General features: G+C 66.4%; 16 protein-coding genes. 4 read left to right on the top strand and 12 right to left on the bottom strand.

Annotated features, from left to right (window positions below; genetic code table 11):
• Window positions 1-121: 121 nt before the first annotated feature.
• Together IEX31_RS08345 and IEX31_RS08340 are read right to left on the bottom strand one after the other, a co-directional pair.
• Window positions 122-1,483, bottom strand: a complete 1,362-nt coding sequence (locus IEX31_RS08345) for a SoxR reducing system RseC family protein (protein ID WP_229662203.1) — start codon at window positions 1,481-1,483, stop codon at window positions 122-124.
• A 371-nt stretch (window positions 1,484-1,854) separates the two neighbouring features.
• Window positions 1,855-2,082 carry a hypothetical protein gene (locus IEX31_RS08340; protein ID WP_188742979.1) on the bottom strand — a complete coding sequence of 76 codons (228 nt, stop codon included), beginning with the start codon at window positions 2,080-2,082 and terminating at the stop codon, window positions 1,855-1,857.
• Between the two features lie 131 nt (window positions 2,083-2,213).
• On the opposite strand from IEX31_RS08340, the gene IEX31_RS08335 reads away from it, so the two are divergent.
• From IEX31_RS08335 to IEX31_RS08325, 3 genes are all read left to right on the top strand, one after another.
• Window positions 2,214-3,137, top strand: coding sequence for an ABC transporter ATP-binding protein (locus tag IEX31_RS08335; protein WP_188742978.1), 924 nt, complete (start codon window positions 2,214-2,216; stop codon window positions 3,135-3,137).
• The gene (locus IEX31_RS08330) at window positions 3,134-4,753 is read left to right on the top strand and encodes an ABC transporter permease (RefSeq protein WP_188742977.1); all 1,620 of its coding nucleotides are present in this window, start codon (window positions 3,134-3,136) and stop codon (window positions 4,751-4,753) included. The genes IEX31_RS08335 and IEX31_RS08330 overlap by 4 nt, the downstream gene beginning before the upstream one ends.
• Before the next feature lie 326 nt (window positions 4,754-5,079).
• Window positions 5,080-5,490, top strand: coding sequence for a hypothetical protein (locus IEX31_RS08325; RefSeq protein ID WP_188742976.1), 411 nt, complete (start codon window positions 5,080-5,082; stop codon window positions 5,488-5,490).
• A gap of 1 nt (window position 5,491) precedes the next feature.
• Here the strand turns inward: IEX31_RS08325 and IEX31_RS08320 are convergent, their stop codons facing one another.
• The 4 genes from IEX31_RS08320 to IEX31_RS08305 form a co-directional block, all read right to left on the bottom strand.
• A complete protein-coding gene (locus IEX31_RS08320; protein ID WP_188742975.1) occupies window positions 5,492-6,172 on the bottom strand; it encodes a hypothetical protein in 681 nt (226 codons plus the stop codon).
• Complete coding sequence (locus IEX31_RS08315) at window positions 6,138-6,494, bottom strand: helix-turn-helix domain-containing protein (protein ID WP_188742974.1); 357 nt, start codon at window positions 6,492-6,494, stop codon at window positions 6,138-6,140. The genes IEX31_RS08320 and IEX31_RS08315 overlap by 35 nt, the downstream gene beginning before the upstream one ends.
• Window positions 6,495-6,586: 92 nt before the next feature.
• Complete coding sequence (locus tag IEX31_RS08310) at window positions 6,587-7,771, bottom strand: tyrosine-type recombinase/integrase (protein ID WP_188742973.1); 1,185 nt, start codon at window positions 7,769-7,771, stop codon at window positions 6,587-6,589.
• Window positions 7,764-7,964, bottom strand: coding sequence for a helix-turn-helix domain-containing protein (locus tag IEX31_RS08305; protein ID WP_188742972.1), 201 nt, complete (start codon window positions 7,962-7,964; stop codon window positions 7,764-7,766). The genes IEX31_RS08310 and IEX31_RS08305 overlap by 8 nt, the downstream gene beginning before the upstream one ends.
• A gap of 175 nt (window positions 7,965-8,139) precedes the next feature.
• Here IEX31_RS08305 and IEX31_RS08300 point away from each other — a divergent pair, with 175 nt between their 5' ends.
• Window positions 8,140-8,628 (top strand): helix-turn-helix domain-containing protein, encoded by a 489-nt coding sequence (locus IEX31_RS08300; RefSeq protein ID WP_188742971.1) that lies wholly within the window; start codon window positions 8,140-8,142, stop codon window positions 8,626-8,628.
• Window positions 8,629-8,699: 71 nt separating this feature from the next.
• Here IEX31_RS08300 and IEX31_RS08295 read toward each other — a convergent pair whose 3' ends face one another.
• The 6 genes from IEX31_RS08295 to IEX31_RS08270 form a co-directional block, all read right to left on the bottom strand.
• Window positions 8,700-9,860 (bottom strand): TIGR02391 family protein, encoded by a 1,161-nt coding sequence (locus IEX31_RS08295; RefSeq protein ID WP_188742970.1) that lies wholly within the window; start codon window positions 9,858-9,860, stop codon window positions 8,700-8,702.
• A gap of 11 nt (window positions 9,861-9,871) precedes the next feature.
• A complete protein-coding gene (locus IEX31_RS08290) occupies window positions 9,872-11,335 on the bottom strand; it encodes a DUF8370 family protein (RefSeq protein WP_188742969.1) in 1,464 nt (487 codons plus the stop codon).
• On the bottom strand, window positions 11,332-12,438 hold the full coding sequence (locus IEX31_RS08285; protein ID WP_188742968.1) for an XRE family transcriptional regulator: 1,107 nt from the start codon (window positions 12,436-12,438) through the stop codon (window positions 11,332-11,334). Before IEX31_RS08285 ends, IEX31_RS08290 begins: the two co-directional genes overlap by 4 nt.
• On the bottom strand, window positions 12,431-13,228 hold the full coding sequence (locus tag IEX31_RS08280) for a hypothetical protein (RefSeq protein WP_188742967.1): 798 nt from the start codon (window positions 13,226-13,228) through the stop codon (window positions 12,431-12,433). The genes IEX31_RS08285 and IEX31_RS08280 overlap by 8 nt, the downstream gene beginning before the upstream one ends.
• Window positions 13,229-13,574: 346 nt before the next feature.
• A complete protein-coding gene (locus IEX31_RS08275) occupies window positions 13,575-15,941 on the bottom strand; it encodes a DEAD/DEAH box helicase (RefSeq protein WP_188742966.1) in 2,367 nt (788 codons plus the stop codon).
• Window positions 15,942-16,205: 264 nt separating this feature from the next.
• Window positions 16,206-16,832 (bottom strand): ATP-binding protein (locus IEX31_RS08270; RefSeq protein WP_188742965.1); only part of this gene is annotated, 627 nt, incomplete at its 5' end.

Genomic DNA, 16,832 nt, shown 5'->3' with positions numbered 1-16,832 from the left:
TCGCCGCGGCGATCGGACTCCCGCGGCACGCAGGCCCGCCACCCAAGGGGACGAGGGGTGCCGTCCATTCTCCGGGACGGCACCCCTCGCTCCATGCTGTCGTTCACGGCGCTCCTCCGGCTCACCACCCGGTGAAGAGCAGGTGCTGCACCACGAGGGCGAACCCGAGTTGCCCCGCGAAGCCCCAGCGGCGCCACGGCTCGGGCAGCAGCGCGGTGCCCACGAGCAGCCAGGGCACGAACGGCAGCCAGATCCGCTCGACCTCGGCCCGGCTCATCCCCGACAGGTCCGCGAGCATGATCACGACGGCGGCGACCAGGGTGAGCACGACGGCCACCCGGCGCCATCCATCGAACGGTCGGGCGCGGGTCGCGGCGGCCGCGATCGATGCGCCCACGAGCGGCCCCGCGCTGACGGCGAGCACGGCGAGGTTCGCCCAGATCCAGTACTCGGGCGGGCGGATGCCGCCGGCGCCGACATAGTAGCGTTCGACCAGGACGGGGAACGCCTCCCACCACCAGAACCCGCCGAGTCCGAATGCGAGCGCCACCAGGAGGGCCGCGCCCGTCGCGATCGGCAGCGGCCACCAGGACCGGGCGAGGAACAGCACCGCGACGGCGAGCACGCCGAGCAGTGGCAGCCCGTACGACAGGAAGACGCACAGGCCCAGCACCGCGCCGGCCGCAGCGCTCCAGGCCACCATCGCGCGGGTGCGGGTCGCGGTCGCCGCGATCGCGAGCAGCGCCAGTCCCCACGCCGAGGCCATGGTGAACATCGCGTCGGCGGAGGTCGCCATCCAGATCGCAGCAGGCCCCATCACGAGGAACGGCGCGGCACGGCGCGCTGCATCCTCGGCGCCGAGCCGCCGCAGCGCGGTCAGCACTGCGAGCGGTGCGGTCGCGGCGAGCAGGATGATGAGGAGGCCGGCGCTCACCCATGATCCAAGGCCGAGACGGAACAGCAGCCAGAAGAAGAGCGTGGCTCCCGGCGGGTGCCCGGCGACGTGGGTGGCCCAGTTGCCGTCGGAGCCGATCGGGATGCGCGCGATGAAGTCGTCGAGGAAGGCACCGACATCGTCGATGCGCTCGGCCGTCGGCAGGTATTCGTATTTCGACGCGAGGATCGCGCCGATCCCCGAACCGCCGTCGACGAAGGCGAGCGAGAGCATCCATACGAGGCCGCCGATGAACGCCGCCCCGAGCAGTGCGTCCCATTGGAGGCGGGCGGCGAGGCCGACCGCGCTCCGTGCTGCGAGCACCGCGACGGCGATGGCTGGCACCGTGCCCCAGCCGATCCGGGGCATCCACTCCGCATGCAGCGGCGGAAAGGAGTTCACGTACGGGTCGATGCCGGTGATCACCGGCACGAGGATCGCGGCGGCGATCAGCGCGAGCGCGACCGAGGTGCCGATCCACAGCGGCAGCGTCGAATGCGACCTGGCAACCGCGTCCACGGGCCTGGCCGCCTGCTCGTGCTGCTCCATGCGCAAGAGACTGGCACACGCTGGTACCGCGGGCCAACGACCGGCGCGCCTGTCACGGGATCGTAATGAAGTGGCCCCGCGGCATCCGTCGATCGTGCCCGGGCATCCGCAACGCCCGCTCGCGCATTTCGGGCGTGCATCTGCGGTTGTCCGTCGACGACGGAATACCGTCGCTCGTGTTCGCGGCTGATGAGGTCGGACGAGAACACGCGCCGCGAGGATCAGCCGGTGATGCCGATATCGAGAACCGCGATAGTGGGGGGCAGGGTGCGATGCGGGTTCTCCGCGCGTACGACCGCGACCTTTGCCGCGGAATCCTGCGCCTCCTACAGCTGGGTCGTCGAGCTCGGCGCCGTACGGGAAGGAGAGGGTCACATGCGCGGCGTGGACGAGGATCCACGGAACTGCTCGGAGTTCTTCTTCGGCCCGGTTCCGTAGCCCGAGCTGCGCTGCGCCGGCCACACCACCTCGACAGTCTGCGGCAGCACCTCGAAGATCCGCCGCCGGATGGCGAGCGCGATCTCGCGCACGGCATCGGAGCGGCCCTCGAGGGTCTCGCGGAAGTGGGTGGAGTCGGTGGTGAGAATGCCGGCGGCCATGGCGTGACGCTACCAGTGCCCGCGCCACGCGTCGCCGGACCGACCGAGATGCCGCACGCGCACCGCTCGGGACCGTGAGGAAGGCGTGCGGAATACTCAGAAACTCGTGGAACCTGCGTACGCTCACACGCATGGCTGCAGTCATCCACACCCAGGGTCTCGTCAAGCGCTACGGAAAGGTCCGTGCCCTGGACGGCCTCGACCTCGACGTCGAGGCCGGGCAGATCCACGGCTTCCTGGGCCCGAACGGCGCCGGCAAAACCACCACCATCCGGGTGCTCCTCGGCCTAGCGCGAGCGACGTCCGGTGAAGCCACGGTCTTCGGCGCCGACCCCTGGCGCGACGCCGTCGCGATCCACCGCCGCGTGGCGTACATCCCCGGCGACGTGAGTATCTGGCCCAACCTCTCGGGCGGCGAGGCGATCGACCTGCTCGCGCGCCTGCGCGGCGCGAAGCGCCACGACCGGGGATACACCGCCGAGAAGGAGCGGCTCATGGAGGCGTTCCAGTTCGACCCGCGCAAGAAGGGCCGCGCCTACTCGAAGGGCAACCGCCAGAAGGTCGCGCTCATCGCTGCGCTCGCGGTGCCCGCCGAGCTCTACCTCTTCGACGAGCCCACGAGCGGCCTCGACCCGCTCATGGAGGTCATGTTCCGCCGCGAGATCGCGCGCGTGAAGGCCGCCGGCGCGACCGTGCTCCTGTCGAGCCACATCCTCTCCGAGGTCGAGCGGCTGTGCGATCGGGTGTCGATCATCCGCGCGGGCCGGATCGTCGAATCGGGCACGCTCGCCGACCTCCGTCACCTCACGCGCACGGAGGTGTCGTTCGAGGGCACGGATGCCTCCGCCGCCGCGGTGATCGCGGGCGCCCACGACGTCGTGGCCGAGGACGGGCGCGTGAGCTTCACGCTCGACAGCGACCAGGTCGCCGCCGCCCTCCCCGAGCTCGCCCTCCTGCAGGTCGTGGGCCTGCGCGTCAACCCGCCCTCGCTCGAAGAGCTGTTCCTTCGCCATTACGGCGACGACCTCGCGGCCCTCGAAGGAAACGGACGATGACCCAGCTCAGAGTGCTCCTCGCACAGCGGCTGCGCCGGGACTGGCTGCAGCTGACGCTGTGGATCGCCGGGACGGTCGGCCTCGCGTTCGCGGGCTACGGGGGCGTCGCCGACACCTACGGCACGGAACAGGACCGCATCGGCACCCTCGCCGCCGTCATGGCCAATCCCGTCATCCTCCTGTTCCGCGGGCTTCCGTCGGGTGCGGACGAGTCGGCGCTCCTCGTCTTCCTCCTGTTACCCTGGCTCGCGGTCATGGGCTCGTTCATGAGCACGTTCCTCGCCGTTCGCCACACGCGAGGCGACGAGGAGATCGGGCGCCTCGAGCTGGTCGACGCGACGCCCGCGGGCCGGTGGGCGCCCACAGTCGCGACCCTGGTGCACGGGACGCTCGCCGCACTCGCGCTCGGCATCCTGGTCGCCGCCTCCTTCCTCGCGGGCGGGGCCGCGACGGAGGGCGCGCTGCTCGTGGGCGCCTCGGTCGCAGCCGTGACGCTCGTCTTCCTCGCGGTCGGGATGCTGTCGGCACAGCTCATGCGCACGTCTCGAGGCGCGAATTCGCTCGCCGTGTGGATCCTGATCGCGACGTTCGTGCTGCGCGGGATCGGGAACGCCATGGGCACGCCGAGCGACGACCTCACCCGCATGGAGAGCTCGTGGCTCACGTGGGCGTCGCCCTTCGGCTGGGGCGAGAACACGCGCGCCTTCGACGAGAACCAGTGGTGGCCGCTGCTGCCGTGCCTCGCCGCCTTCGTCGTGCTGATGGCCGCCGCGTTCGCGCTGCAGGCGGTGCGCGACGTCGGCGGCGGCATCGTCCCCGAGCGGGCCGGACGCGCGGCGGCAAGAGGCGCCCTCTCGTCGACGACCGTTCTGGTCTCACGCCTGTCGGCGCCCTCGACGGTCGGCTGGATGGTGGGCGGCCTGCTGACGGGCGCCCTCTCCACAACTCTCGGCAAAGTCCTCGACCAGGTCGCGGGCGAGAACCCCACGATCGCCGACGTGCTGAGGTCGCTCGCCGCCTCGGGCGACCTGGAGCAGGCCGTCGTCGTCGTGTTCTTCACGATGGTGGGCCTGTTCGCGGCGTGCGCCGCCGTCCAGACGGTCGCCCGGGCCCGTCAGGAGGAGGCGCACGGCACGGCGGAAGCGGTCCTCGCGACACCCGTCCAGCGCGTGCGCTGGCTCGCCAACTTCCTCGTCGTCGGGTTCATCGCGATCCTCCTGACGTGCGCGGCCGCTGTCGGCGGCGCAGCCCTCGGCGCGACCGGCGACGACGCCGGGCCGGAGCTGCTCCGCGCCGCCGTCGTCGCGGCGGCAGGCCAGGTGGTCGCGGCCTCCGTGTTCCTCGTCCTGACGGCGCTCGTGTTCGCCGTCGCGCCGCATCTGACGATCCCGCTCGGCTGGACGCTCGTCTCGGTCGCGATCGTGCTCGGCCTGTTCGGGCCGCTGTTCGACTTCCCCGACGCGCTCGTCAACCTCTCGCCGTTCGCCGTCACGCCGCAGATCGACGGTGACGGCGTCGATCTCCGGGGGCTGTGGTGGCTCGTGCTAGCCGTCGCGGCAGGCGGCGCGGCATCCCTCGTCCTCATGCGGCGTCGCGAGCTCGCACCAGAGGGGTAGTGCCGTGAGCGACACGTACCCGGGAGCCGAGGCCGCCGAGCAGGCCGCCGCGATGCTCACCGCGGCGGGCATGGCCCGCATGCCGAGCCGTGTCATGATGGCCCTCGTCGGCTCGCCCGACGAGGGCTACACGGCCGCCGAGCCGGCGCTGAACCCGCCTAGTAGTACTTGGTTAGGTTGGTCCGGCGCGTTGGCAGTCCGGGAACAAGGACTTCGGGATCATCGGCCGCATCTCCGGCTTCGACATCCACATCGAAGCCCGCTCCGGGCTCACCTCCCTCGACGTGACCGTCTCGCTCCCAGAGGTGCCCCGCTCAGGGTTCACGATGCCCAAGGAGTCATTCCTGGAAGCCGGGCTCGGGCTCGTCCAGCGCATCGAGAACCGCGTCTCGGGTATCCCGTCGCTCCTCCACCAGGCCCGCGCCGACCTCGAGGAAGCCGAGCAGACTGTCACCGACACCCAGCAGCGCCTCGGCCAGCCCTTCCGCCACGCCCAGGCACTCGCCGACGCAGAGGAAGACCTCGCCCGCGTCGAATCCCAGCTCACCGCGATGCAGGACGAACCCCGCCCCGAGCCCGCCGCGCCCGAGTCAGAGCGGGTCGAGCTGACCATCGACGCCGTGCGCGCCTACGAGCCCCACCTGGGATCGCGGGAGACCGCGGGGCGAGCGCCCACAGCTCCGTTCATCCCCGAAACGCCCGCGCACACGCCGCCGAGCAACGCGCCGAGGCTGTAGCTCAGCGGCACTCCGGGCCGAGCCCGTCGATGATCGCAGTCGGGTCGGCGACGATCCGCTCGCAGCGCAGGCAGCACGTGCCGCGGAAGATGACCGCGGGCTCGGAATGCGCACCCCGCTCGGGCGGTATGCCGTAGAGATCGGCGTGCGCGGCGAACAGGCGCGGGTGCTGCTTGGCGATGGCGGCATGGAACTGCGCGGGCGTGGTCGGCGGGTTGAGCTGACGCTCGACGAACAGGTCGATCACCGTCGAATAAGCATCGCGCGTGAGTCGCTCGGCAAGGAACAGGTCCGGGTTCACCGCCGAGATGCCGACGCTGGCGAGGTCGTCCAGTCCGGAGTCGTCCACGTCCTCGGTGATGAGGAAGTGCGCGCCCGCGGCTGCGGCGTCCGCGAGGATCTGCCGATCCGCGCCCTTCGTTCCGCCAAAGCGTTCCTCACCCTGGCCCGATGGCGCGAGCAGCACGCCGAAGCGCTCCCGGACAGTCGACGGCGGCAGCGCCCTCGGGCGCATATGAACCGTGGCTTCCTGCTCCGCAGCCTGACTCCACAACGCACGGAACCCGCTCGGCACTCCCCCGACGACCAGGAGGGTGCGGGTGACGGGCTTGGCGATGATGTTCGCGTCCAGGAAGACGCGCGTCACCTCACTGCTCGCCGAAAAGGTCGTCGCGGAGCTCATCGCGCGTCAGCTCCACCAGGTCGCCCATCGTCTTGCGCCAGTACCGCTCGAACTCCTCGTAGGGAATGCGGTTGCGGTTGCCGACCTTGACCGCGCGAATCTCCCCGGCCTTGATCTTCCGCGAGATAGTCGGGCGCGATACGCCCATCGCATCGGCGACCTGCTCGGGCGTCATCATGCGACGCTTCGCCGTGAGGGTCACCGCCTCCCCGTCGGCCGCGGCCCGCTGCACATACGCGGCCACCTGCTCCAGCCACGCCGGGCGCGCCCCGGCGCTGGCACGCACGTCCTCCGGGTTGATCGTCAAGCTCGTCATCGTCATGACTCCATCGTACCGCCAAATGCACAGTCTGGACAATACAAGTGTTCATAGCGTATCGCCTCCACTTCCTCCAGAACAGGCCTGCGAAGGCGTCATCCAATGATGTCGGCCGTGATGGGGTCGACCATCTCGGCGGTGACGACGTAGCTGTTGCGGGTGACCTGCTCGCTGGCGTGGCCGAGCAGCCGGGAGGCGATGGTGATGCCCGCGGCGGCTTCCAAGATGGTCGAGGCGGTGCGGCGGAAGATGTGCGTCGAGAACTCGTCCGTGTCGATCCCCGCTGCGCGCAACGCCTGCTCGTTGTCGTCCACGAAGGTGCGCAGCAGCCGCTCGAAGTTGCTGACGGTCATCGGCTTGCCGGTCTTCGTGGCGAACAGGGATGCCTCCGCCTCGGTGCCGGCATGAGCGAGCTGGCTGCGAATCGCGGCGGCGGCGAAGCTCGGCAGGGCGATGCGGCGCTTCTGCCTCGTGCGCTTGGGGGCGGGCTTGCGCTTGCTGCCCCCCATTTTGCTGTACTGGATCGTCGAGTCCACGAGTGCCGTCGGCGGGTTCGCGGTGATGTCCACGTCGCAGCGGCGCAGCGCGAGCACTTCGCCGATGCGCTGGCTGGTGCCGACCATGATCCACATCCCGTTCTCCAGCGCCGTGACGTTGGGCCGCGGCCCGCGCCTGTCTTCGAGCCGCCAGGCGTGGATGAGGCGCTGCACGACGAGGAGCTGCTCCGGGGTGAGCACCGAGGTCTTCTTCTCGGGTAGAGGCAGCCGCCGAGCGTCCCGCACCGGATTCGAGACGAGCACGTCGTACTCGATGCCCGTCAGGCACACCTGCGACAGCACCGACCGCGCCTTGCGCGCAGCCGACAGGGAGCGGCTTTCCAGGATGTCCGCGAGGATGCGGTTGCAGCGCCGCACGGTGAAGTCGCGCAGCATCAACTCTCCGCAGGTCGGCACGATGACGTTGCGGATGGTCGCCTCGTAGACGTCGAGCGTGGAGTCCTCGACGGTGCCGGAGTGCGTCTTGTCGTGCAGGAACACGATGCACGCCTGGGCGATGGTCGAGTCCGGGCTGATCGTCGGCCCGCCCGTCGCGGTGCGGATCGCCTCCGCCTTCGCGCGCAACGCAGCCGTGGCCTCGTCCTCGGTCTCGCCGCTGGCCTTCACCCGCTGCGTCTTGCCGAGTTCGTCGGCCAGGAGTGCGCGGGCCTGGAACCGGCCGCTGGGCAGTTCGATGGTCTGAATCGCGCCGAGTTGTCCGGCGCGCAGCTTCGGCCTAGTCATCGCTGTCGAGGTCCTCGAACCAGACCAGCACCTCGCGGCGCAGGTAGCGGACGTGCCGACCCATCCGACGCCACGGCGGGCCGGTGCGGCTGCGTCGCCATTCCTCCACCGTGCGCGGCGACACCTGGAGCATGGCGGCGACCTGCTCGGGGGTCAGGATCTCGGTGAGGAGTTCCGTGGTGCCGTCGCTCATACCCAACAGGTACGACACGGCTGCACGGTGTCGCTGCCGCCAGCACGGGCTCAGCCGTGGCGGTACGGGCACCCTCTGGGGCAAGCCCCGCCGGAGGGGGTTTACGGGACTGAAAACGGGACTTTGGGCTTGGAGAGCCACCGGGAGCCTCTGCTTCCCGCAGGGCTCCAGATGCATGAAACCCCCGACAATCCGGGGGTTTCAGGGTGTCACACTTGCTGACCTTATTGACATCTGTTCAAACCATGGCATAACCGGTTTTACCCCAGATCAGCTGCGAGAACTCGCAAGCGGGGTTCCGGCGGAAGCCGAGCCGCCGAAAGGTTCGAGCTACCAACCACACGCACTATCCAAGCGACTGGGGCCTCAGAAGGTCGAACAGATCGTCCAGGCATATCAAGCCGGCGAGAGTGCCCGCAGCATCGCGACGAAGCACGGCGTCGCCGTGTCTGCCGTGGTCAACCTTCTGCGCAAAAACCAGGTCGTCGTGACGAAGCGTCGCGTGACCGACGCCGAGTCCCTTCGCATGGCAGACGACTATATAGCCGGCCTTACGATTCGAGAGTTGGAGAAGAAGTACGACCTATCTCACGGCGCAGTCATGCGAGCAATGCAACGCCTCGGCATTGAGATGCGCGCGAAAGCACCGCGCAAGAAGTCCTAGACAGCGAATCGACACTTCTTCTTGGGGTTGTCGGCAGGATCGACCACGGCGTCTGGCACTGACGCAGCGCGTTATTGGTCGGCTGCGATCCGCTCCTCGGCCTTGGGAGAGATCGTTTCCGGGTACTTGTCCTTCATGTACTCGAGGAAGGAGACCGTGCCCGCCTCTTGGCTGTACCCATTGCTGTCGACGGTAGGCAGGTCGAGCAACGTATCGATATCGGCCATGCTCAGCGCGTCCGCCACAAGTTCGAGTCGCATCAGCACAATGTTGCTCTGGTCAAAGCTCCGCGTGAAGTCGGCCTCCTTGAGCCACTTCTCCTTGAGGACTCGTCGCACTGACGGCGAGGAGAGTTCGTCGGGAAGCGTCACGCTGGCAATCCACCGCCCGCCATCGAACACGCGGTAGAAACGCGTAGCGGAGTACGACTGTCGTTCCTTGGTGATGAGGTCCTCGACCTTCTCGATCAGCTCATCGCTGACGTACCGGGTGATCAGGTCGTAGGCAAGACTCGCAAGCGAGATGTAGTGAAGCGCGAGATTGCGCTCGAGCGACGTCGCCAGCGTGTGCGACTTTTCGTTGCGAAGGAACTGGATGGCCATGTTCAGGTACTTCACGCCCTCGAAGAAGTCCTTTTCAGCGAGACTCGCCGGCGCGTGCCCGAAGATGGCCGGCTGATTCTCGGGCTTGAATGCGTCCGTGGCCTTCTCGCTGCCGGTCTTCTCGCGGAGCGCTTCTCGCACCACTTTGTATGACTCCTCGACAGCGTGGAAGTAGTCCTCGGTCGCAAGGTAACGCTTGATGTGGGCGTAGATGTCCTCGTGGATCTCGATCTGGATCTTGTTTTCTGTGACGGTCGCTTCTGTCGTGAAGCTCACCGCCGTGGGCACCTGGTCGTCTACTTGGTGCGCGCCCGCCAGGCGTTCGGCCACAGCGCGCACTCGCTCCATGCTTGCGTCGTTGACCTCGTAACTCAGGAACCCGGTCAGCCGCTTCGCCTCGATGTAGTCGATGAGCGCGCGCAGCGAGGTCGCTACTTCCTCATCGGTGCCGCCTCGCCACAGTGCGCGAAGGCGATTGGCCTTCGAATCGCCAAACCCCGGATACCGCTCGGTGTCGTAGACGTCGATGTTCAGATCGTGGAAGAACTCGGCGAACGAGTCGTTGCTGAAGTCGAGCACGTAGCCGCCAGACATGCCGAGTACCGCTTCGAGCAACACCTTGTCAGCCACGCTCAGGCTGCTCATGGTCGATCTCCCGTGTCCGTCGTCTTCGTCGACTTATCGTCCTCGATCTTCGAGGCCGACAAGGGACGACGGGCGTCCACCGTCGAGTAGTGCAACGCTGCCCCCACCGTGCTCGCCACCGCCGCTACCTCCGCCGGAAGGGACTTCAGCCGCGCGACCGCACCGCGGTTGCTGCGGTACTGCACAGCGATGAACCAGCCTTCGGTGGCTCGGTCAGACTTCAAGTAGCTCAGGAGCTGGTGGCGCACGCCGTTCCAGAACTTGCCGTTGTGGAGCTTCTTGACTTCGATGAGCAGCCGCGAGGACGTCCCGGAGGATGCCTTGAAGTCGACGGATCCGCGACCGAGCTCCACTTCGCGGTCAAGCTCGACGTCGAACTGTCGAAGGTACGGCTGCGCGAGCCCCAGCAGGAGGAGCTGGATGGCTTCCTCGGGCTTCTCCGTTCGGTCGTCGTTCCAGAGCAGACTCCAGCCACGCTGCTCCTCTACGAAGTGTCGGAAGCGATCGACGACCTCCGCGACGAGTCCGACCAGGTCCTCAGTGGTTGCTACAACACGCGTCGGTAACGGGTGCGCTACCGCGAAGCGTGCGGGCTCACGATCCCACTGGACGACCCCGAGCGGGTCCGCGCCGAAGTCGTAGCCCATGAGATCCTTGCGGCTCGTTTGAGCACGCGCCCACTCGCGAACCCGCTCGGGGTGCTGGCGCGCGAACGAGACGATGCTCGCTTTAGACACCGCTTGTCCGACCTTGAGGTTGAGCGAGAGACGGATGTCGTCGTTGAAGTGCGAGTCGAACCAGTCGTCGGCGTTGAGTGTTGGAAGCCCACCGAGAATGAATTCCGGCACCAAGATGATGGGACGCCCCGTGACTGGGTTCGTCGGGAGCTCAACCTCGTCGTCGTGCCACCTCGCAGCGTCGAGCGAGACACGCGCGTGACGAACTTTGTGCGGCGCCAACGGCACGCTGTGCCGCCTGGCAACTTCCTGCGTGTAAGAAATGAGCTGTGCCTTGATGACGTTCGCGGTCGCGTCCGAGATCCGGTCGGCACCGATGCCTTCGTTCAGGATGCCGATCTCCTCGATGTGCTCCGGCTGGGTCAGCCCGGCCGCGATCGCGACCGCGATACCGTCGGCCATCCGCGCGGCGAAGCGGTCGCCGGCCCCCGACCCGCGCGTCCCGACAGCGGTGTAGCCAAGTCCCAGCTCGAACGGCTCCGGAAATGTCAGAAGTCGACGCGCGGCCTGCGCAGACACCGAGGTCGAGCTTGTTGCCTTCGCGACGAGGCCGTAGCAGTGCACGAAATGCGCGACTAGCTCGTGGTGTGCCTGAGCCCAGGCGCCGCCCGCTTCGAGTAGAAGGAGCGGGTCGATGAACAGCTTGGTGTCGACCGTCAGGTGCGGATCGAACCAGTCGTCGGCGGCGGCGCGTTCGATATTGAACGCCTCCGTGAACCTCACAGCTGCACTCCGGCAGTGGGCACCCGTGATGCGGCAATCTCGTAGAGCCCGACGGGTAGGCCGGAGCCGGCGAGGAACGTCTCCTCGTCGACGCCTGCCTCACTCAGTACCTCACGCGCGCGCGGAAGCAATGACGGCATCTCGAGCGACGAGATCCTCCCAGGCTCAGCGCGGCGCCACCCGTTCTGAGACATTCGGATCATCGCGTTCCGATAGGACACGTCACCCATGACGCCGAGCGCGCGCGCACGGTAGAGAAGTGCTGCGAGGCTCACACCCCAGTGCTCCTTGAGGTCCGCAAGCTGCGCCCACGCCTTGCCTGCGGTGGAGGCGGGAAGGAAAGGCGCGATCTCTTCGGCCGGCATCAGGAACTCCGACGCGAACCGGTTGGCCTGCTCCTCCGCGACCTTGCCGCCGGGCTCCGCGTCGTGATGCATGATCAGGTGTCCGAGCTCGTGCGCGACATCGAACCGCTGCCGATAATAGTCATCCTTCACCGGGTTGAGGATGATGATCGGCCTCGTCGAGGACTGCAGAGAGTAAGCGTCGATCGCCGCCACACCGGGCTCGCTGAACACCACGACGACACCCCTGCGCTCGACGAGGCGTATCACGTGCTGGACCGGCCCCGGCGGAACGCGAAAAAACTCCCGGGCTTCGCGAGCGGCCTCCTCAGGAGTCATCGAGCGCTCATCAGGATCGACTGGAAGGTCGGGCAGCAGCGCCTCCGGGAACTCGACCGCGTTCTCCAGCATGCCCGCGATCTCAGCGACAAACCGGCCGTATGCCTCTGCCTCGTCCTGGGCGATCTGTGGTGTTGAGCGCAGCGACCGGAAGTGCGGCTTGTTGACCTTTGGCGGAGCACCGCCACCAAAGAACTGCGGCTCGACGCGAAGCGCCAACGCGAGCTTCGCTACCGTCGCTCGGTTGGGTTGCTTGGCGCCGCTCTCCCACGCGGTCACCGAAGCTGGTGACATCTCGATCAGCGATGCAAGGTGGGACTTTTTTAGCCCCTTGAGCTGGCGCGCCATGGTGAGGCGCTCACCGTTGAAGAACGAAGCTGCGGCGGCGAGCGTCTGCGACGGCCGACGCAGTTCAGCCATTCGCCGAGCCCAACCCCTCGTCCGTGCGCGGCTTCTTGATGCGCACCGGCACATCCTCGACATCGGTCGTGACGCCATCGCCGGGCATAGTCGGCGGGACAGATATGCCCGCAACGCCGAGCGGCGTGCCATCCGAAAGGAGGAGTCGCCGCCAGTGCCAGCACGAGTCCCCCGGGTACTCGGGATTCTTGCTCTGCCCGATGTACAGCTCGAACTGCTTCGTCGTCGGGTTGAAGGCATGCGCCACGACCAGAGTCACTCCGGCGAAGTCATCGTCATCAGGGATGCCCGCTATCGACTCGAGCCCGAACTCCTCGTCGTCAAAGAGCGCGTAGTCGCGGACGAACAGCTGAGATGCGACCCGGCGCTTCGCGTCGCTGCGCTGCACCCACTTGATGTCGTCGATCTTGCCGAACGGGAACGACTGCAGCAGCACCCGGAAGCCCTCGATAGCCCAGCCTGGAGATTGCTTGTAGTCGCTGCGGAAAATCGCATCGGCAGCGAGACTCGGCATCGCGTTGAACACTTCAGGCGTGACGCCGCGCTTGACGACATCATCGCCAGTGCCGTCGACGTCCTGACCCAGCACGAACCGACCGTTCGAGGTCGCCCGGTCGATGAGGTCCTTGAGGTGCTTGAAGTTCAGGTACCCGACGACACCCTGATCGTGGCCCTGGTCCTCGTCGTACAGCTGATCCGTCGCTGCGAATGCCGCGGGCGCCGCCCAGGTCAGGACATTGAGCAGGCCCGAAGCCTGGAGGCTCGAGAGTGCGTCGTCTTCTGCAGTCATGTGACCAAGGTACACGAGACTCAGTAGGTAGCGCGGTCAGTTTTACTCTCGGCGTGTCGCGGTGACTTCTAACCATCCTTGTCCGGCTCGCTGTGAGCCGCGCCGGAGCGTCCCGGGGCGTTGACTGGTCGGGTTGTATGCAGAGGGCTAAGGCGTTCTCGAGCGCCGAGAGCATCTCCATGAAGTTGAGTGCGTCCGCGATCACCTCGTCGATCACATCTGTTGGGACAAACGTCTCCGAGACGACGGATGCCCATGTACTTGCCGGGTGTGTGGGTGAACAAAACGTAGTGGTCGAATTCGCTCAAGATAGCCCTCGCCGATATTGGCGGGCGCTCATGGGAGATCAGCGAGATGCTGGTGACGCGTTCGTCGGCAGCACCTTCTGAAGGATGCTCGATACTTCCTCACGTGCCTCATCCGAGAGCTTTGGCGAGGCGAGGATCGCCTGCTCGTCGATGTCCTCGAGCTCTCCGCTCGTGCTGAACCTGAGCCCAGATCCGTGCTCGGCGAGCAACTCGGTAGCGATCGCGCGGCTGAATCCCACCTCTTGTAGCTGGATTGCGCGGGGGTCGGCAGTGCCGTACTCGACGAGCGTAGCGACATTCAACCCGGACTTCTCGCGGCCAACCGCAGCGACGCTGATGTCGTAGAAGTTCTGCAGGTAACCGATGATGAGGAACCGCAGACCGCCTTCGATGTCTCTGAGGGTCCACTCGATGACGAGGTTGACGTGCTTCGGCGACCTTGAGCTGAACGGCTCGACCACAAGACTCTCCTCGCGCGAGTAGTCGCGGTACGAGATCGAACCTCGGTTGGCGTAGTACGCGATCGCGCTCGAGATCACACGGCTGATCGGGTCGCCGCGAACCCAACCTCGCATGAGCAGTGCCCAGTAATAGAGGCGGCGGTCCGCCCCCTCCGCGGTCGTGTTCTTCGGCAGGAGTGGATCGCGACCTGACGATTCGGTGGTGCGCCAGCTGTAGAGCGCGCTCAGCCTGCGAAGCGCCCCGTGGAAGGTCGCGACATCCTCAAGGTCGGCATCGTCAGCGATGAGCGCGCCGTCGACGCCAGTGGAGAGCTGACGCCAGACGTTGTCCTGGTACTCAGGCAGGATGTTCGGCGATCGGCGAAGGACATCGGCTGGCACCTCGACTCGCGTCGCGGCTTTTCGCAGCAGATCGCGCCCGTCCTTGACCTTGTCGAGGAAGTGGCTGCGAAGAGGGGTTTGCTGATCATCGATCTGATGGAGGGTCAAGATGGATGCGTACTGCTCGACGCTCCGTTGATGGTCGGTCGAAACCGGCCCTGGCAGCGCCTCACCGCGCAGCACCCTCGCGATGTCGGTGTACTCCTTCTTCCGGTTGTTTGCCGGCTTTACAAGGAAGCTCTCTGCTCGAGCGGGCTCCGCCCTTGGGATGAGAGCCTGGGACGCAGCAGACCAGCGCTTCGACTCCTCGCGAACACAGATGACATTGCCCGAGAAGTCGTAGGTCAGGCGCCCAGCTCGACCCGCAAGATTCTCGAAGTCGATCTTGGTAAACGAGCTGTTGCCGTGTTTGTCACTCAACACGAAGATGTTCTTGGCCGGCAGGTTCACACCTTCAAGCAGAGTCGAGGTACAGACGACAAAGCGCACCGGCGAGTTGGGATCGGAGAATGCGCGCTCGACGCGCTCGCGAACGTCTTGAGGCATCTTGCCGTGGTGGTACGCCACACCGTGCTTCAGCGTCTGCGCGAGGAAGTAATCCTTGTGCACGTACTCCTGCACGTGCTTGATCAATTCGTCAATCTTCGGGTCGCTGATCGCCGGGAGCTTCGCTGCGAGGCGGAGTGCAAATGCCGCGGACTTCTCGGAGCCGTTGACATAGATGATGCCCTTGCGGTCGCCACTCCTGCTGAGCACAAGGTCCACGACGTCCGAGGTTTCAGTTGCCGCATCTATCGCCACCGGTTCTTGGTCGAGTCCCGAGAAGTAGTACTGCTTGCGCGCCACCAGGTCAACGAAATACCGCTGCTGCGCGACAGTGCGCTCCTTCACGGTGAGAGCCCCGTTGGTTGCCTTCCCGAAGAGCTCGAGGAACAGTTCCGGGTTCACGATGCTTGGAGAAGCGAATACGAGCTTCGTCGCGAACCGCCGAGTAGCTTCGACGATCGCGTGGTAATAGAGCGAGCTGCGTGCATCGTTCTTGGCGATGATCTTCTGTGCCTCATCGACGACGAGGTAGTCGATCTCACGGACAGGGTTGGCCAAGTAGCGAAGGAGGCGTTCAGGGGTGAGCACGAAGATCGTGCGTCGATAGCGGCGCCGCAGCAAGCGTGGAAGTGAGGGATACGTTGCGACGTTGACCTCGGGAACCTCCTCGAGGAGTTCGCGAAGGTCGGTAGCGGTTTGACCGATGAGGGCTTTAGTCGGCACGAGGACCACGACACAGTGATCATTCAGATCGTCGCGTCGCACGATGTCGTACAACGCGTCCTTGATGATGAAGGACTTCCCGAGCGAGGTCGGACCCGAAAAGCTGAAGAAGTCGGCGCCGCGCATCTGCTCCGCAATGACGTACTGCGTGTCGGTCAACACTGCGTCGCCCCTGCTGGTTTGCTGAAGCACTTCCTTCGCGATTCGCAAGGTGCCGCGCCCAACTGGCAGCGCGTAGCGACTGCCCACGCCCTTCTGAAGAGTTCGAATACCCGGGAAGTTCCCGAGCTGCACGAGTACGGCCTCGGCGACAGCGAGCGCACGATCGCTCAGAGCCTCGTCGAGTCCGATCAGCTCGTCGTACTCACGTAGGAGCGCGATCGTCGTGTAGGCAAGCTCGCGATGACGCGGATCGCTCGCATGGGAAAGGATGTCCGCGTAGCGGAGTGGCGCGTAGCGTGAGTTGGTACTGGTGGTCCAGCGATCTGGTACCGGCGTTCTGGGGGGATGGTACCGGCTCTGGGGTGGTGCTGGTGAGCCGGCACCATCGTTCGCCGGTTACTCCCAGTAGCCCTCGCTGACGCGGGCGTGGTCGTGGCGGAGTCTGCGCATGTCGATCTGGCCGAGGTTGATCGTTCTCGCGTGGTTCGCGAGCCGGTTCACGATGGAGTCCGCGGCGACCCGGTCGGGGAGTTCAGCGACCCAGTGCGCGGGCCCGGTCTGGGAGGCGATCATCGTCGGGAGCCGGTGTTCTCGGTTCGCGAGGACGGCGAACAGGTCGCTGGCGGCGTCACTGTCGATGCCGACGGTGAGGAAGTCGTCGATGATGAGGAGATCGGTTTCCGAGAGCTCGTTGAGCAGTTTCTGGTGTGCGATCCCATCGCTGCGGGCGATGACGAGGCGGCGGGCGAGGTCGTCCATCCGGGCGTAGGTGACGGCGTGGCCGTTGTGGCAGGCGCTGATCCCGAGCGCGCAGGCGAGGTAGGTCTTCCCGCCGCCGGTGGGCGAGCTGATGAGCAGGTTCATGGGGTCTGCGCGCCAGTCGTGGGCGGCGTATCGGCGCATCCGGACCGGGGTGATGCCGCGCCCTTCGCGGTAGTCGACTTCCGCGACCGATGCGTCCGGGATCGGGAACTGCGCCTGCCGGATCAGCCTCTCGACTTTGTGTGCCCGCCGCTGCTCGAG

Origin of the sequence: Agromyces bauzanensis, assembly GCF_014645655.1 — a bacterium.
GTDB classification, from domain to species: Bacteria; Actinomycetota; Actinomycetes; order Actinomycetales; family Microbacteriaceae; genus Agromyces; species Agromyces bauzanensis.
Note: the sequence above shows the minus strand (reverse complement) of the source record. Positions and strands in the feature narration are given on the sequence as shown.

Excerpts from the sequence above, each read along its gene's own strand:
- IEX31_RS08345 (WP_229662203.1), bottom strand. The coding sequence starts at position 1,483 with ATGGAGCAGCACGAGCAGGCGGCCAGGCCCGTGGACGCGGTTGCCAGG.
- IEX31_RS08300 (WP_188742971.1), top strand. The coding sequence starts at position 8,140 with ATGAAACCCCCGACAATCCGGGGGTTTCAGGGTGTCACACTTGCTGAC.
- IEX31_RS08325 (WP_188742976.1), top strand. The coding sequence starts at position 5,080 with ATGCCCAAGGAGTCATTCCTGGAAGCCGGGCTCGGGCTCGTCCAGCGC.
- IEX31_RS08315 (WP_188742974.1), bottom strand. The coding sequence starts at position 6,494 with ATGACGATGACGAGCTTGACGATCAACCCGGAGGACGTGCGTGCCAGC.
- IEX31_RS08285 (WP_188742968.1), bottom strand. The coding sequence starts at position 12,438 with ATGGCTGAACTGCGTCGGCCGTCGCAGACGCTCGCCGCCGCAGCTTCG.
- IEX31_RS08340 (WP_188742979.1), bottom strand. The coding sequence starts at position 2,082 with ATGGCCGCCGGCATTCTCACCACCGACTCCACCCACTTCCGCGAGACC.
- IEX31_RS08280 (WP_188742967.1), bottom strand. The coding sequence starts at position 13,228 with ATGACTGCAGAAGACGACGCACTCTCGAGCCTCCAGGCTTCGGGCCTG.
- IEX31_RS08305 (WP_188742972.1), bottom strand. The coding sequence starts at position 7,964 with ATGAGCGACGGCACCACGGAACTCCTCACCGAGATCCTGACCCCCGAG.
- IEX31_RS08335 (WP_188742978.1), top strand. The coding sequence starts at position 2,214 with ATGGCTGCAGTCATCCACACCCAGGGTCTCGTCAAGCGCTACGGAAAG.
- IEX31_RS08330 (WP_188742977.1), top strand. The coding sequence starts at position 3,134 with ATGACCCAGCTCAGAGTGCTCCTCGCACAGCGGCTGCGCCGGGACTGG.
- IEX31_RS08310 (WP_188742973.1), bottom strand. The coding sequence starts at position 7,771 with ATGACTAGGCCGAAGCTGCGCGCCGGACAACTCGGCGCGATTCAGACC.
- IEX31_RS08320 (WP_188742975.1), bottom strand. The coding sequence starts at position 6,172 with ATGAGCTCCGCGACGACCTTTTCGGCGAGCAGTGAGGTGACGCGCGTC.